The sequence below is a fragment of the Gordonia soli NBRC 108243 genome, from assembly GCF_000334455.1.
In the GTDB taxonomy this organism is placed as follows: Bacteria; Actinomycetota; Actinomycetes; order Mycobacteriales; family Mycobacteriaceae; genus Gordonia; species Gordonia soli.
Map to the genome: position 1 here is coordinate 112,357 of NZ_BANX01000032.1, position 14,518 is coordinate 126,874.

Below are 14,518 nucleotides of genomic sequence, written 5' to 3' on the forward strand. Positions count from 1 at the left end.
GACGGTCCGTGACCGGATGGGTGGCGTCCGCGGACGGTGGGCTCGAGCGTCTCGGGGATTCGCGTAACCCGCACTGGTGACGTGGTCTGCGGTTAGGGTTTTGATCTGTGTCGCCGGGGCGAGGTTCTCGGGGACTGGCCGCCTGCGGTCATGACGACAGGGGGAAGTACCTGTGAATCTGTGGAACTACATCGACGGTCGCGTCGGGTTCCTTTCGTTCCTGACGTATCAGCATGCGTCGCTGGCGTTTCAGACCGTCCTCGTGGGAACGGTCGTCGCGCTGATCGTGGCGGTCCTGGTGTACCGGCTCCCGTTGGGATCGGCGCTGACGCTGACGACGAGTCGAGTGGCCCTGACGATCCCGTCGCTGGCGCTGTTGGCGCTGCTGATCGTCCCGTTCGGGTTGGGCGTGGTGCCCTCGTTCATCATGCTGGCGTTCTTCGCCGCGCTACCGGTCATCGGCAACGCGATCGTCGGGCTGCGGTCGGTGCCACCGTCGGTGATCGAGTCGGCACGCGGAATCGGCTTGTCGCGCTGGAAGACCCTGGTCTCGGTGGAACTGCCGATCGCGTGGCCGGTGATCCTGACGGGCATCCGCGTCTCGACGCAGATGATCGTCGGCGTCGCCGCGATCGTCGCCTACGTCCTCGGGCCCGGCCTGGGATCGCTGATCTTCAACGGACTCTCGCGTCTGGGCGGCGCGAACGCGTTGGAGATGGCGCTCACCGGAACCATCCTCATCGTCCTCATCGCCCTCGTCTTCGATGCGCTCCTGGCACTGCTGGGACGCGTCACGATCTCCAAGGGACTGTCATGACCGAATCCACGACCACCCCCGCCGCTGCTCCTGGTGACCGGACGGTCACCGGCGCGCCCATCCGTCTCGAGGGCGTGGTCAAGAAGTACCGCGGGACCACCAAGCCGGCGGTGAAGAAGCTCGACCTCGAGATCGACGCCGGCGACATCGTCGCGTTCGTCGGACCGTCGGGCTGTGGCAAGACCACCACGCTGAAGATGATCAACCGGCTGATCGAGCCCACCGAGGGCAAGGTCTTCATCGGCGACCGCGACGTCACCAACGAGGACCCCGACAAGCTGCGCCAGTCCGTCGGCTACGTCATCCAGTCCGGCGGCCTGTTCCCGCACTGGTCGGTCCGCAAGAACATCGGAGCCATCCCGCGCGTACTCGGCTGGGACAAGAAGAAGATCGCCGACCGCACCGATTACCTGCTGGATCTGGTCGGCCTGGACGCCGCGGCATTCGCCGACCGCCTGCCCAAGGACATGTCCGGTGGTCAGCAGCAGCGCGTCGGTGTGGCCCGGGCGCTGGCCGCCGACCCGCCGGTCCTGCTGATGGACGAGCCGTTCTCCGCGGTCGACCCGATCACCAGGGTCCGCCTGCAGGACAGTCTCATCGCCATCCAGCACGAGGTCGCCAAGACGATCGTCATCGTCACCCACGACTTCGAAGAGGCCACCAAACTCGGTGACAAGGTGCTGATCTTCTCCGAGGGCGGACAGATCGAGCAGTACGCAACCCCCGAGGAGATCCTCGCCAACCCGGCCAACGCCTTCGTCGAGGAGTTCATCGGCTCGGGAGCCACGCTGGCGCACCTCACCCTCTCGCGCGTCAAGGACGTCGAGCACGACGAGGTGACCACCGCGACGGTCGGCGAGTCGTCGAAGGAGGTCGCCGGCCGCGCCCGCGCAGCCGGACACACCTGGATCGTGGTGGTGGACGAGCACGGGCGTCCGCGCGCCTGGCCGTCGCTGCGCGAGGTCGAGTCGCAGGACCGGATCACCGACTACATCGACTCCCGTCTGCCGACGGTCGCCACGTCGTCGACGCTCAACGACGCTCTCGACTCGATGCTGGCGGCCAGCCAGGGCGGCACCCTGGTCACCGACGGACGCGGGCGGGTGGTCGGATCGCTGACCATCGCCTCGGTGATGTCGGTGATCCGCGGTCAGCTCGCCGACGCCCGTGATGACGTCGCCTCTTACGAGTCCCACCACCACGGTGATCAGCAGGACGCATCGCTGCCCGCGTTCTCCGAGTCCGCCCAGACTGCCGAGTCCGAGGCGTCCAGGTCATGACCGCGACCACCGCCGACACCAGCGATCAGACCGCTCCGGGCACGGCGACGGATGCGCTGACGCAGGCGCCGAAGAAGCGTAGGCGCCCGATCCCGATCGACGTCTGGTTCGAGCCGTTGGTGATCATCGTGCTGGGTGTCGGCTACTTCAGTTGGTATCTGACCACGACCTTCACCGAGACCGAGCAGGCCTCGCTGACCTGGTCGACCCTGCAGACCACGATCATCGACCACATCAAGCTGACGCTGACCGCCACGGTGATCGTCGTCGTGGTGGCCATCCCGCTCGGCATCCTGCTGACGCGTCCATGGGCCAAATGGCTCAACCCGATCGCGGTCAACATCGCCAACATCGGTCAGGCCGCACCGGCGGTCGGTCTGCTGGTGCTGTTCACCTTCTGGTTGGGCACCGGATTCAAGACTGCCGTCGTCGGCCTGGTCGTCTACGCGATCCTGCCGATCCTGCAGAACACGATCGTCGGGCTCCGCCAGGTCGATCAGCGCACCATCGAGGCATCGCGCGGCATCGGCTACTCGGCCGCCCGCACCCTGTTCCAGGTCGAGCTGCCGCTGGCCGTGCCGGTCATCCTCAACGGGGTCCGTACCGCCCTGGTCATCCTGGTCGGTACGGCCACGCTGAGCACGTTCATCGGCGCGACCAGCCTGGGTACGCTGATCACCACCGGCGTCACCCTGTTCCTTCCGAAACTTCTCATCTCCGGCGCCATCCTGGTGGCGCTGCTGGCGATGATCATCGACTGGCTCGGACGACTGGTCGAGTTCGCCGCGACACCGCGAGGACTGACATGACCCGCACCCGTTCCCGCTCGCGCCTGCTGGCCTCGATGGTCGCCGTGCTCGTCAGCGCCGTCGCGCTGGCCGGCTGTGGGCTGGTCAGCTCCTCGGGAACGTTCCGGGCCACCAGCCTGCCCGACGGCCAGAAGCCTCTCGAGGGTGTGCCGCTGGTCGTGACGTCGAAGAGCTTCACCGAGGGTGTGCTGCTGGGCAAGATCACGGCCACATACCTCGCGGCGGCGGGCGCCAAGGTCAGCGACCTCACCGGCGCACCGGGGTCGGCTTCGTCACGGCAGGCGCAGCTCAACGGCGATGCCGACATCCTGTGGGAGTACACCGGTACCGGCTGGGTGAACTACCACAACGAGACCGAGACCATTTCCGACCCGCAGGAGCTCTACACCAAGGTCCGCGACATCGAGAAGGCCGACAACAACCTGGACTGGTTGCCGCCGGCCAACTTCAACGACACCTACGCGTTCGGCGCATCGACCCCGACCGCGGAGCGCCTCAAGGTGAAGTCGCTCTCCGACGTCGCGAAGCTCCCGGTCGCCGACCGCACCTTCTGCGTCGACGACGAGTTCTTCAGTCGTTCCGACGGTTTCGTGCCGATGCTGGAGAAGTACGGCATCCCCTACGGTCAGCCCAACGGGGTGCCGGCGGGCAACGTGACCCGGATGGACGCGGGCGTGGTGTACACGTCCACGGCCAAGAGTGCGCCCTGCAACTTCGGCATGATCTACACCACCGACGGCCGCGTGAAGAACCTCAAGCTCGTCACACTCGAGGACGACAAGAAGTTCTTCCTCCCGTACAGCGGCAGCACCGTGGTCCGTGCCCCCGTCCTGGAGGCGAACCCGGAGATCGCGACGTTGATGGCGACCATCTCGGAGCGCCTCACCGACCCGCTCATGCAGGAGCTCAACGGTCGTGTCGACATCGACGGTGAGGACCCCGCGGAAGTCGCCTACGACTGGCTGAAGAGCGAAGGTCTGGTCACCTAGGAGCCCGCTCCGTCCGTCGAGAGTGTGACGCACGCCCGTGCGGACGACCGTCGTCGCAGGTGATCGGTACTGTGGGAGTCGATGAACAGCCAGCAACACCCCACTCGACGGACGGTCCTCGCTGCAGCCGGAGTCGGCGCACTCGGTCTCGTCGCGGCCGCGTGCGCTCGCCCGGAGGACAAGGCGGGACCGTCCGGGCCCAAGCAGCCCACCGTTTCCCTCAGCTACACGCCACCCCTTGACTCCGGCGAGGCCCCCAACCCGACGTCGACGGTGTCGGTCAAGGCAGAGAACGGGCTGCTCAACCCGGACGTCAAGCTCCTCAGCGACAACGGCAAAGCGGTTCAGGGTGCGTTGTCCGACGATCGGACGACCTTCACGACCTCCGAGCCACTCGGCTACGGCGTCACCTACACGTGGAGCGGCAGTGCCATCGGCAACGACCGCGTGACGACGCCGGTCAAGGGCGCATTCACCACCCTCTCGCCGAAGAACCAACTCAACGTCGTGCTCAACATCGCAGACGGACAGGAGGTCGGCATCGCGGCGCCGATCATCCTCAAGTTCGACGGCACCGTGCAGGACAAGGCCGCAGTCGAGAAGCGGCTCAAGGTCACCACCGAGCCCGAGACAGAGGGCGCCTGGGCATGGCTGGGCGAGGACAACGGCTCGCGCGTGCACTGGCGGACCAAGGAGTATTACGCGCCGGGCACCAAGGTGCACATGGACGCGAAGCTGTACGGCGTCGACCTGGGCGGCGGTGACTACGGCGCGGCAGACGTCACCAGCGATTTCACCATCGGTCGGGCCCAGGTGGTCAAGGCCGAGGCCTCCTCGCACCAGATCACCGTGGTGCGCGACGGGGCGACCCTGATGACCCTCCCGTGCAGCTACGGCGGTGGCGATCTCGATCGCAACGTCACACGGTCGGGTATCCACGTGGTCAGCGAGAAGTACGAGGACTTCGCGATGAGCAACCCGGCCGCGGGATACTTCAACGTCCGGGAGCGTTTCGCCGTGCGTATCTCCAACAACGGCGAGTTCATCCACGCCAACCCCGAGACCGTCGGAGTCCAGGGCGCCTCCAACGTCACCAACGGGTGCATCAACCTCTCGCTGGAGAATGCGCAGCGCTACTTCGAGTCGGCAATCTACGGTGATCCGGTTGAGGTCACCGGCACGCGTATCGCACTGTCGGAGGCTGACGGCGACATCTTCGACTGGATCTACGACTGGCCGACCTGGAAGGGCATGTCGGCGCTCGGCGGCGAACCGGAGGAGTCGAATGTGCCTGCCACGCCGTCGGATGCCCCGGCGCCGGCCGCTCCGCGTTGATCGCCGGTGCCGGAGCCGCCCGGACAAGCCGGTCGAGGTGAGGGCTCTCGGGCGCCGCTGACCGCGAGGCTGCCGGGGCGGTGCCACCACCTCGTCCTGGGGGGAGGAGACTCGGCGGTGGCACCGCCCGACAAGCCTCGAGGGGTCCATCCGACATCCCTACCAGGGGGAACGGAGGATGTCGGGCGTGACCGCTTCATCGCGGCTGCGATGAGATCGGCAGCACCCTACGCACGGGGATACGGGGGCGCCGACGGTCGGACCGTTTCCGCCCCAGGATTCTGTGGGGCGTGAGGCACGTTCCAGGGTGCCAGTACTGGCATGTGGTGTCAAAAGCCCCGGCCGGACCCGTGTTCGCGATGGAGAGATGCGACATGGACGCCTTGCAGGCCTTCGACATCCTGCGGCGACTCTCACAGGACTCCAACACCGCGCTCGTCGATGTGGCGCACCAGATCGTGGCGGCCGATCATCCGTCACCGGAGCCGGATCAGCCGGTGTCCTGAGCGGGTCGGTTCCCATCGCGATCGCACCACGACGGCGAGAAGTGACGGGGTCAGGCGAACCGGGCGACGGTCTCCGCTGACGACTCCTCGCGGGCCTCCCGGAATCCGGTACCCGCCCACAGGTTGATGGTGTGCGGGTCGTCGGCAGCGGCGCGTCGGATGCCGCCGGTCAGGGTGTTGACCGCCGGGTACTCGGCCGGCGCGAGTTCATCGAAGGTGTCGATGAACCGATTGCGCAGACCGCGGGCAATTCGCCCCGAGTAGGCCCGGGTGAGGACGGTGGTCTCGAACGCCGGATCGGCGAGGGCGTTTGCATGGGCGAGTTTGGTGCCGGCCTCGGCGGTCCGCAGCAGAGCCGTCCCGATCTGTACCGTCGGCACACCCAGCGCGCGGATCTGGTGGGCCCGTTCGGGTGTGGCGATCCCGCCGGCGGCGACCAACGGCACGTCGACGGTGGCCGACACCTCTCGGATCAGATCGTCCAGCGACTGGGTGGGCGGCGTCGTGTATCGATCGAATGTCGACCGGTGGCCACCGCCGTCGGGTCCCTGCAGGCACAACCAGTCGGCACCCACGGTCACCGCTGCTGCTGCATCGGCCGCAGACGTGACGGTCACACCGATCGAGGTGTCGATCGCGTGCAGGCGGTCGACCACCGTCGCGGACGGCAGGCCGAAAGTGAACGTCACCACCGGGACCCGTGCCTCGACGACGGCATCGATCTTCGCGTCGTAGTGGTCGTCGTCGTCCAGCAGGCCGTCCAACTCGGGCAGTACCACATCGCGTTCGGCCGCGAACGGGACCAGCGCGGAGCGAAACGCGCTGACCGCGGCGCGATCGGTGGGCCGGGTCTCCGGGACGAAGATGTTGACGCCGAACACGCGTGTCCCGGTTGCCTGCGTCGCCGCGATGTCGTCGGCGAGCTTCTCGGATGTCAGGTAGCCCGCCGCCAGCAGGCCGAGTCCGCCTGCGCGCACAGTGGTCTCGACGAGAGCGGGAGTGCTCGGGCCGCCTGCCATCGGGGCGCCGACGACTGGGCTGGTGAGGTCGCGGAGGTCGAACACTGTGCGCTCCTGCAGGTCGTTGTCGGTTTGGGTCACTCGGCGGCGAGACGTGCTGTGAGCGTATCGATCTCACGTTGCATCTCGGCCATCTTGTCGATGTACGGCTGGGTGCGTTCGCGCACCTGTTCTGCGGTGTACTGCGGGATCAGGCTGCGGGAGCAGTTCCAGTCGAAAGCCTCGACGTCGACCACGATGCTCCGCTCGCACCCTGCCGCGATCTCCTGATCGCCGATGCGGCGTAGGGACTGCAGGAGCTCCGGGTCGTCGGCGGCATCGACGACCGAGGCGCGCCCGAAGACCTTCAACCGTGTCTTGCGGACGTAGTCGGCGACGAACAGCGACACCCGGTCGTCGCTCTCGATGTTGCCGACCGAGACGAACTGCTGGTTGCCGTGGAAGTCGGCGAAGGCGAACCGATTGCCGTGCAGATGATGCAGGAAGCCGGACGGGCCGCTCCGGTACTGCACATACGGCCAACCCTCGGGCGTCACGCTGGCGAGGTGGAATTGGAACGCGCCGGTCAGCAGTCGGATCTCTCGTTCGCCGATCTCCTGCGCACCCTCGTCCGGCGAGTCGAGTCCGGCACCATAGGCGACGATGCTGCCGACCGTGCGCTGCCGGGCGAGTGAGCGTTCGCCGAAGACGAGATGCTGGTAGCGATGGCCCATGTCGCCACCCTAGGCCGCTGATCTGTTTTCGCTGCGCGAGGTCTGGAACACGAGAGTCGGATCGGAGCTGCACGAAATCTGTACGCCACCGGTATGCCGGCGGCTTATCGTCGACCGCGCGTCGGCCTCGTACAGATTTCGCACCCGGCCATGGCAGTTACTCGGCAAGTTCCGGGAATCGCGCACAGTGACGCAACTCTCGGTGCCGACAGTGCGTAGCGGAGCTAGGATAATTCACGTTGGTAAATGTCTCGTCGACTTCTCCCGGGAGATCAGCGGTGGTTGCACTCGTGGTGGTCCTTGTTCCGGTCGTCTTGATGATCGTGGCGCTGGGAATGGAGAAATTTCAAGACCTGGTGACCCCGGTGTCGCCGTCGGATCCGTCCTTGCCAATCGTCGCCGAAGCGCCCCAGATCGAGACCGCCTGACCTCGGATCTGTGCTGCAGAGAACACATGTCGACCGTCAGAGCTTATGCGGCAGATGTGGTGGTGCGCCGCACTCGACAGTCAGGGGTACCAATGCGGGGCGCACCCGTCCACGAACGAAGGTTCTGACGCGGATTCGCGAGATGGCGGCGGTAGAGAATGGCAACCTGGTAATCGGTCGAGATTCGCCAACGCGAAATCAACTCATCGATGTCAGCATCGAGTCGGTTGCATATTCACGATATGCAACTCGCCCGGATCCGGGCTCTCAACCTCTCCTGAGCGCGTCGCCCAGCTCGATCTGCTTCGGTCGGGAGGCGTCGGTCCATGACCGTCCGATCTCGTCTCGCTGCCTACGCCGCGGGGCTCCTCGCCGGCCTGGCCGTGTCGGCGACGGTGCCCGCCGAACCCGATGCCGCACCGGCGCGGACCACTGACTGTCGGACATTGCCCGCGCGGATATCCGAGAGCAACGCCGACTACAGCTACTACCGGGCGATGGCACAGGTCACCACGGCCGCGCCAACATCGAGCCGACCAGGTCACCTTCTACCGCACCTGGCATCGGAAGGGCAGTGCGGCAGCGGTCCGGCTGTCGGCGGAACTCTCGCGATGCCAGACCCGCGGTGAACTCCGCGGTCTCGGGCCGCCGCGCTGGTCGGCGGCGCCCGTCGCACCCGCGGAGAGGGCGGCGATCGCCCGACCCGGTCAGCCGGTCTTCACGTTGCGTCGGGCGGACGCCTGATCGCGCGGCTTGATGACGATCTGGTCGAGATTCACGTGCGGAGGCCGGGTGGCGACGAAGGAGATGACGTCGGCGACGTCGTCAGCCGAGAGCGGATCGAGGCCCTGGTAGACGGCGTCGGCGCGTTCCTGGTCGCCTTCGAAGCGCACCAGCGAGAAGTCGGTCTCGACCATCCCAGGGGCGATCTCGGTGAGCCGCACCGGCTTTCCGAGGAGCTCGTACCGAAGGGTCCGGTGCAGGACGCCCTGCGCGTGCTTGGCGGAGGTGTAGCCGGCGCCGTTGTCGTAGGCCTCGATGGCCGCGATGGAGGTGATCGTGACGATCAGTCCGTCGCCGGAGTCGACGAGTGCGGGAAGGAGGGCCTTGGTCACCCGGAGGGTGCCCAGCACGTTGGTCTCCCACATCCAGCGCCAGTCGTCGAGGTCGGCGGTGGCGACCGGGTCGAGGCCCTTGGCGCCGCCGGCGTTGTTGACGAGGACGTGCACGCGGTCGAGTCCGGCGACGAACGCCTCGACCGAGGCCTCGTCGGTGACGTCGAGTTGCCGGCCGAGGCCGCCGATCTCCTCGGCGAGCGCGTTCACCCGGTCGATCCGACGCGCTCCCAGCACGACCTGGTAGCCGGCCGCGGCGAGGGCACGGGCGGTGGCCGCACCGATCCCGGAGCTGGCTCCGGTTACCACAGCCACCTTGCGATCCGCATCATCTGACAGGGGTTGCGATCCGGGCGATGTTGAAGCCGAAGTGCTGGTCATGACCACAGTTTAACGATGCCGACACTGCTAGATTGGAGTGCCATGTCGCCCAGTGGAGTGATCCCCGCCGCGCTGCAGGTGGGGTCTCTCCCGGCTGCTGCGGTGCTGCAGGCGATCCGAGCGGGCGGACCGGTCACCCGCGACCAGTTGGTGACGGCGACGGGTCTGTCGCCCGCGACGATCAACCGTCAGGTCACCGCCCTGGTCGGGCGCAAGCTCATCGCCGAGCGTCCCGATCTGGTCGATCCCGGCGGCATCGGGCGCCCCAAGAATCCGTTGACCATCGATCGCGATCGGCTCTGCGTCGCAGGCATGCACATCGGTGCGCGGCGCACGCTGCTCGCCATCGCCGATCTCGGCGGTCGTGCGCTGTACAGCCACGCGGTCCTCACCCCGTCTGGTGACGCGACGGCGGCCGTGCAGTCGCTGAGCAGGCAGTTGCGAGATCTCGCCGACAAGTTCGGTGGGCGCCGTCTCCTCTGGGGCGGGGTGGCCGTCGGCGGTGTCGTCGATGCCCCGACCGGCATCGTCGACCATCCGGTGCTGGACTGGCGCAAGGTCCCGATCGGCGCGGTGCTGGCCGCCGAACTCGACGTGCCGGTCTCGGTCTGCGAACACGTGCAGGCGATGTCGGCGGCCGAGCTGCTGCTGACACACCCACGCCACGCCGACGGCACCGGACTCTTCTTCTACGCGCGCGAGACGGTCGGCATGGCCATCACTTTTGACGGCAAGGTCCATGTCCCGGCCCGCGGTGCCGGCACGGTCGCGCACGTCCCGGTCGCGAGCCGGTTTCTCGCCGAGGGGACCGTCACGCTGCAGGAGGTCATCGGCAGCGCCGCACTGGCTGCGGCAGCGCAGCGCCTCGGGATCGAGCCCGATGCGGGTGTGCTGCTCGACGAGCGCGCTCGTGTGCTGGGCGAGAGCGTCGCGTTGATCCGGGATGTGATCAATCCCGACTCGGTGGTGGTCGCCGGGGATGCCTTCGGGGCACACCCGGACGGTCTCGCACCGGTCCAGGCGGCCTTCGACGCCGCGAGCCGAACCCGGTTCCCGCTCGAGCTGAGCCCGTCCCGGTTCGGTATCCGGGTCACCGAGAGCGCGGCGATCGTGGTGGCGCTCAGTGTGATCTACGCCGATCCGATTGCTGCATCTGCGGCCGACTGAAGTTCTGCGGCCGACTGAAGCATCGTCGATCAGGGGATCGCCGGCGAACACCGGTGCGCGCGACGTGACCGGGAAGTGGATTCGCGCGCATGCCGTACTGGTGCCTACCCTGGGCGCATGACCACTTCGATCCGCGACATCTCCGCCACCCTGGAGGTCGAGGTCACCGCCGCGACCGTCCTCGACATGCAGGTGGCCGTCGCCCGGGTGCCGGGACTCGGTTTCGAGGAGGAACTCCGCGTCGCGGTCGACGGGCTATGGGTCACGCCGTCGGAGGTCGTCGGCGAGTGCGAGAGTCGAATCCATCGGCTCACCCTCGATCCGGGGATGCTCACGATCTCCTATTCGGCCACCGTGTCGGCACCCGCCGACCCGATTCCGGTCGCCGCCACCGACCCCACGGTCTATCTGCGGCCCAGCCGCTACGCCGAGTGCGACAAGTTCTACGGGTTCGCGTCGCGCCAGTTCGACACGTCCCGCACACAGGCCGAACTCCTCACCGACGTCACCGATTACGTGAAGTCGCGGCTGAGTTACATCCCCGGATCGAGCGATCCGATCGACGGTGCGGCCGACACGCTGCTCGCGGGCGCGGGTGTCTGCCGTGACTACGCGCACCTGGTCGTCGCGCTGCTGCGTGCGCTGAACGTACCCGCGCGGGTCGTCGCCGTCTACGCGCCGGGATGTTCGCCGATGGACTTCCACGCGGTGGCCGAGGCGCTCGTCGACGGCGAGTGGGTGGTGGTGGACGCGACCGGGCTCGCACCCCGACAGAGCCTGGTGCGCATCGCAACCGGGCGTGACGCCGCCGACACCGCGTTCCTCGACAACCACGGCGGGTCCATCACCTTGAAGTCGTACCAGGTGTTCGCGACGGTGCGTGGCGATCTCCCCGACGACGACGGGACCGCACGCATCCGGATCAGCTGAGTCCGATCGTCGGACCGCGACGAGTCCGGATCGATCCGACGATCGATCAGCTAGATGCGCGCTCCGCGAGATGTTCCCGTCGATGGGCGGTGACGAACTCGAGGACGGTCGCGACGTCGGCCGGGTCGCCGACGTGATGTGTGGCGATGGTGTCGCCGTCGCCGACCTTGATGCTCACGTCTCGGCCGCGCAGATGCGCGAAGGCCTTCTCGTCGGTCACGTCGTCACCGAGGTAGACGACCACATCCGACCGATGCTGCTCGCGCAGGAGATCCAGCGCATGCCCCTTGCTGGTCTCGATGACGGCCAGTTCGATGACGGCCTTGCCCTCGGTGGTCTGCACTCCGGGCCAGGACGCCGGTCCGGTCCGGGCGCGGTCGAGTGCGACCTCGGCATCGTTCGGCGCGGCATTGCGGACGTGCAGGGTGGTGCTGACTGGCTTGACCTCGACCGTCACGCCATCCACACCGATTGCGATGGAACGGAATTCGGCGATGATGCGCTCGAGTAGCGCACGCGCGTCGTCGGTGACCGGTTGACGGAACCCGGTGGTGAACTCGCTGCCGTGGCTGCCGACGAGTTCCACCGAACCGTCGGAGAGCCCCGACAGTCGGACCAGGTCGTCGAGAGCGCGACCGGAGACGACTGCGGCCGTGGTGTCCTGGAGACCGGCGGCCACGCGCAGGGCGTCGATGGCCGCGGGATCCGGGGCGGCATCCTCGGGGCGAGAGACGATGGGGGCGATACAGCCGTCGTAGTCCGAGGCCACCAGCAGGCGGTCGGCCGCCGCGGCGGCGAGAAGCGCCTCTCGCAGGTCCGGCGGGACCCCGGTTGCGCTCATCGGCTCACTCTCCGTCTGCGGTGTCGGCGGCGGGAGTGGTCGTCTCCGCGACGAGTTGCACTCCGCGGTCGGCCGAGGCCCTGGTCTCGTGCGTCGCCGCGAGGGTGCCGAGGAAGCTCTCGGCCCACTTGGACACGTCGTGGGTGAGCACCTGCCTGCGCAGTGCGCGCATCCGTCGGCGCCCCTCGTGAGGCGACTGCTGGACCGCCGCCTCGATGGCGTCTTTGACGCCGTCGAGATCGTACGGATTCGCCTGATACGCGGAGCGGAGTTCGGCTGCGGCGCCGGTGAACTCGCTGAGAACCAGTCCGCCGCCGAGGTCGCTTCGGCAGGCGACGTACTCCTTGGCGACCAGGTTCATGCCGTCGCGCAGCGGGGTCACCAGCATGACGTCGGCGGCGACGAAGAACGCGATGAGGTCTTCACGCGGGACCGGACGGTGCAGGTACTCGACCACGGGATGACCGACGGTGCCGTAGGTGCCGTTGATGTTGCCGACCAGCTGCTCGATACCCGCCCGCATCCGCACGTAACTGTCGACGCGCTCGCGGCTGGGTGTGGCCAGCTGGATCATGACGGTCTTCGCCGGATCGATCCGCTTCTCCGCCAGCAACTCCGAGAGCGCCTTGAGACGGACATCGATGCCCTTGGTGTAGTCCAGACGGTCGACACCGAGCAGGATCGTCTCCGGATCGCCCAACTCGGAACGGATCTCGGCGGCACGCTTGCGGATCTCCTTGGACTTCGACTTGGTGTCCAGTTCGCCGGAGTCGATGGAGATCGGGAAGGCGCCGACACGCACCGATCGGAAGCCGACCTGGACGACGCCGAAACGTGAACGGACGCCGACGGTCCCCTTGCTGGTTGCCTGACCGGCCAGGCGTCGGGCGAGGAAGAGGAAGTTCTGTGCACCACCGGGGAGGTGGAAGCCGATGAGGTCGGCGCCGAGCAGTCCCTCGACGATCTCGGTGCGCCACGGCATCTGCATGAACAGTTCGACCGGCGGGAACGGGATGTGCAAGAAGAAGCCGATGCGCAGGTCGGGCCGCAGCATCCGGAGCATCTTGGGGACCAACTGCAGTTGGTAGTCCTGCACCCAGACGATCGCGTTCTCGGCGGCGGTCTCGGCGGCCGCCTCGGCGAATCGTCGATTGACCTCGACGTAGGCGTTCCACCACTCGCGGTGGTACTCGGGTTTGACGATGACGTCGTGGTAGAGCGGCCACAGCGTGGCGTTGGAGAAGCCCTCGTAGTACTCGGCGATCTCCTGGGTGGACAGCGGCACCGCCCGGATCTCGACGCCCTCGATGTCGGGGTTGTCGTCGGAGTCGGCGATGCCGGACCATCCGACCCAGGCGCCGGTGTGCTCGCGCAGGATCGGCTCGAGTGCGGTCACCAGACCGCCCGGGCTGCGCTTCCAGCGCACCGTGCCGTCGGGTAGCACCTCTTTGTCGACGGGCAGTCGATTCGCCACGACGACGAACTCGGCTGTTCCCGGTGAGCGCGGGGGCACGGGCGTCGTGCCGTCGTCGGTGGCCGACGTGACGTCGGACTCGGAGTCGCTACTCTGCGACGTCACAGGTCAGGCGTTCTCGACCGGTGCGATTCCCAGCATGGACAGCAGCATCCGGCACTCGTCGGCGTCGGTTGCGTAGGTGGCCACCACGCGACGGGCGGACACGGCGGTCTCGTCGGTGACCGGCTCCAGGTCTTCGTCGTCGGTGATGTCGGTGGTCTTCGGGGGCATGGTGTCCTCTGGTCGGCGACGTGGGTGTCGGCGGTGGTGCGCCGACGACCCGGGTACCCGGATTGCGGCACGGTATGCGCACACGCGACCGATCCGGTCGCGCATCGTCGATTCTACCTGGGCCGTCCTTGGCCCCGCCGGGGTGCGGACCGCCCATCGGAGCGTGCTCCGAAGTCGACGCGGCGCGTCTGGACCGCCGACTGTCCGTCGTGGCCCGGAGATCGGTGGACGGCGGCGTCGGGCGATCGTGCCGCACCGGTCCTGCGGTCGGTGTGGCGAGACGAGTCGCTGGTCGGAGGCCGTGAGAGATGTTCGTCCGGCGGCGCGGGGTGGCCCGGGTACGGCGCCGTCGGCGGATGGTCGGGGCGGTCGGGACCGGGGCCGTTCGGCGCCTCTGGTCCGCCAGGGGGCGGGGAGGCGTGCACGACCGGCCACGCGCCC

16 protein-coding genes are annotated in these 14,518 nt (G+C 67.6%); 10 read left to right on the forward strand and 6 right to left on the reverse strand.

Features of this window, described 5'->3' with window-relative positions; all coding sequences use genetic code 11:
* The first annotated feature begins 172 nt into the window (after window positions 1-172).
* The 6 genes from GS4_RS19945 (at window position 173) to GS4_RS25355 (ending at window position 5,736) form a co-directional block, all read left to right on the forward strand.
* Window positions 173-817 carry an ABC transporter permease gene (locus GS4_RS19945; protein ID WP_007623972.1) on the forward strand — a complete coding sequence of 215 codons (645 nt, stop codon included), beginning with the start codon at window positions 173-175 and terminating at the stop codon, window positions 815-817.
* Complete coding sequence (locus GS4_RS19950) at window positions 814-2,097, forward strand: ABC transporter ATP-binding protein (protein ID WP_007623974.1); 1,284 nt, start codon at window positions 814-816, stop codon at window positions 2,095-2,097. The genes GS4_RS19945 and GS4_RS19950 overlap by 4 nt, the downstream gene beginning before the upstream one ends.
* Window positions 2,094-2,906, forward strand: a complete 813-nt coding sequence (locus GS4_RS19955; protein WP_007623975.1) for an ABC transporter permease — start codon at window positions 2,094-2,096, stop codon at window positions 2,904-2,906. Before GS4_RS19950 ends, GS4_RS19955 begins: the two co-directional genes overlap by 4 nt.
* Window positions 2,903-3,895 (forward strand): glycine betaine ABC transporter substrate-binding protein, encoded by a 993-nt coding sequence (locus GS4_RS19960; RefSeq protein WP_007623976.1) that lies wholly within the window; start codon window positions 2,903-2,905, stop codon window positions 3,893-3,895. Before GS4_RS19955 ends, GS4_RS19960 begins: the two co-directional genes overlap by 4 nt.
* A gap of 81 nt (window positions 3,896-3,976) precedes the next feature.
* Window positions 3,977-5,230, forward strand: coding sequence for a L,D-transpeptidase (locus tag GS4_RS19965; RefSeq protein ID WP_007623977.1), 1,254 nt, complete (start codon window positions 3,977-3,979; stop codon window positions 5,228-5,230).
* A gap of 359 nt (window positions 5,231-5,589) precedes the next feature.
* On the forward strand, window positions 5,590-5,736 hold the full coding sequence (locus tag GS4_RS25355) for an ANTAR domain-containing protein (protein ID WP_083862801.1): 147 nt from the start codon (window positions 5,590-5,592) through the stop codon (window positions 5,734-5,736).
* Between the two features lie 50 nt (window positions 5,737-5,786).
* On the opposite strand, the gene GS4_RS19970 is transcribed toward GS4_RS25355, so the two are convergent.
* Both GS4_RS19970 and GS4_RS19975 read right to left on the reverse strand, forming a co-directional pair.
* Window positions 5,787-6,800, reverse strand: a complete 1,014-nt coding sequence (locus tag GS4_RS19970) for a nitronate monooxygenase (RefSeq protein ID WP_040511202.1) — start codon at window positions 6,798-6,800, stop codon at window positions 5,787-5,789.
* Between the two features lie 32 nt (window positions 6,801-6,832).
* Window positions 6,833-7,468, reverse strand: a complete 636-nt coding sequence (locus GS4_RS19975) for a pyridoxamine 5'-phosphate oxidase family protein (RefSeq protein WP_007623988.1) — start codon at window positions 7,466-7,468, stop codon at window positions 6,833-6,835.
* Window positions 7,469-7,746: 278 nt separating this feature from the next.
* On the opposite strand from GS4_RS19975, the gene GS4_RS25685 reads away from it, so the two are divergent.
* A complete protein-coding gene (locus GS4_RS25685; RefSeq protein WP_157226700.1) occupies window positions 7,747-7,896 on the forward strand; it encodes a hypothetical protein in 150 nt (49 codons plus the stop codon).
* A gap of 326 nt (window positions 7,897-8,222) precedes the next feature.
* Window positions 8,223-8,525 carry a hypothetical protein gene (locus GS4_RS19980; protein ID WP_007623990.1) on the forward strand — a complete coding sequence of 101 codons (303 nt, stop codon included), beginning with the start codon at window positions 8,223-8,225 and terminating at the stop codon, window positions 8,523-8,525.
* 78 nt (window positions 8,526-8,603) lie between these two features.
* Here GS4_RS19980 and GS4_RS19985 read toward each other — a convergent pair whose 3' ends face one another.
* On the reverse strand, window positions 8,604-9,392 hold the full coding sequence (locus GS4_RS19985) for an SDR family NAD(P)-dependent oxidoreductase (protein ID WP_040511140.1): 789 nt from the start codon (window positions 9,390-9,392) through the stop codon (window positions 8,604-8,606).
* A 42-nt stretch (window positions 9,393-9,434) separates the two neighbouring features.
* On the opposite strand from GS4_RS19985, the gene GS4_RS19990 reads away from it, so the two are divergent.
* Window positions 9,435-10,559 (forward strand): ROK family transcriptional regulator, encoded by a 1,125-nt coding sequence (locus GS4_RS19990; RefSeq protein WP_007623993.1) that lies wholly within the window; start codon window positions 9,435-9,437, stop codon window positions 10,557-10,559.
* A 117-nt stretch (window positions 10,560-10,676) separates the two neighbouring features.
* The gene (locus tag GS4_RS19995; protein WP_007623995.1) at window positions 10,677-11,489 is read left to right on the forward strand and encodes a transglutaminase-like domain-containing protein; all 813 of its coding nucleotides are present in this window, start codon (window positions 10,677-10,679) and stop codon (window positions 11,487-11,489) included.
* A 46-nt stretch (window positions 11,490-11,535) separates the two neighbouring features.
* Here the strand turns inward: GS4_RS19995 and otsB are convergent, their stop codons facing one another.
* The 3 genes from otsB to GS4_RS25900 form a co-directional block, all read right to left on the reverse strand.
* A complete protein-coding gene (otsB, locus tag GS4_RS20000; protein WP_007623997.1) occupies window positions 11,536-12,330 on the reverse strand; it encodes a trehalose-phosphatase in 795 nt (264 codons plus the stop codon).
* A 4-nt stretch (window positions 12,331-12,334) separates the two neighbouring features.
* A complete protein-coding gene (locus tag GS4_RS20005; protein ID WP_051989794.1) occupies window positions 12,335-13,843 on the reverse strand; it encodes an alpha,alpha-trehalose-phosphate synthase (UDP-forming) in 1,509 nt (502 codons plus the stop codon).
* A gap of 69 nt (window positions 13,844-13,912) precedes the next feature.
* On the reverse strand, window positions 13,913-14,077 hold the full coding sequence (locus GS4_RS25900; RefSeq protein WP_007624001.1) for a hypothetical protein: 165 nt from the start codon (window positions 14,075-14,077) through the stop codon (window positions 13,913-13,915).
* Between the last annotated feature and the right edge of the window lie 441 nt (window positions 14,078-14,518).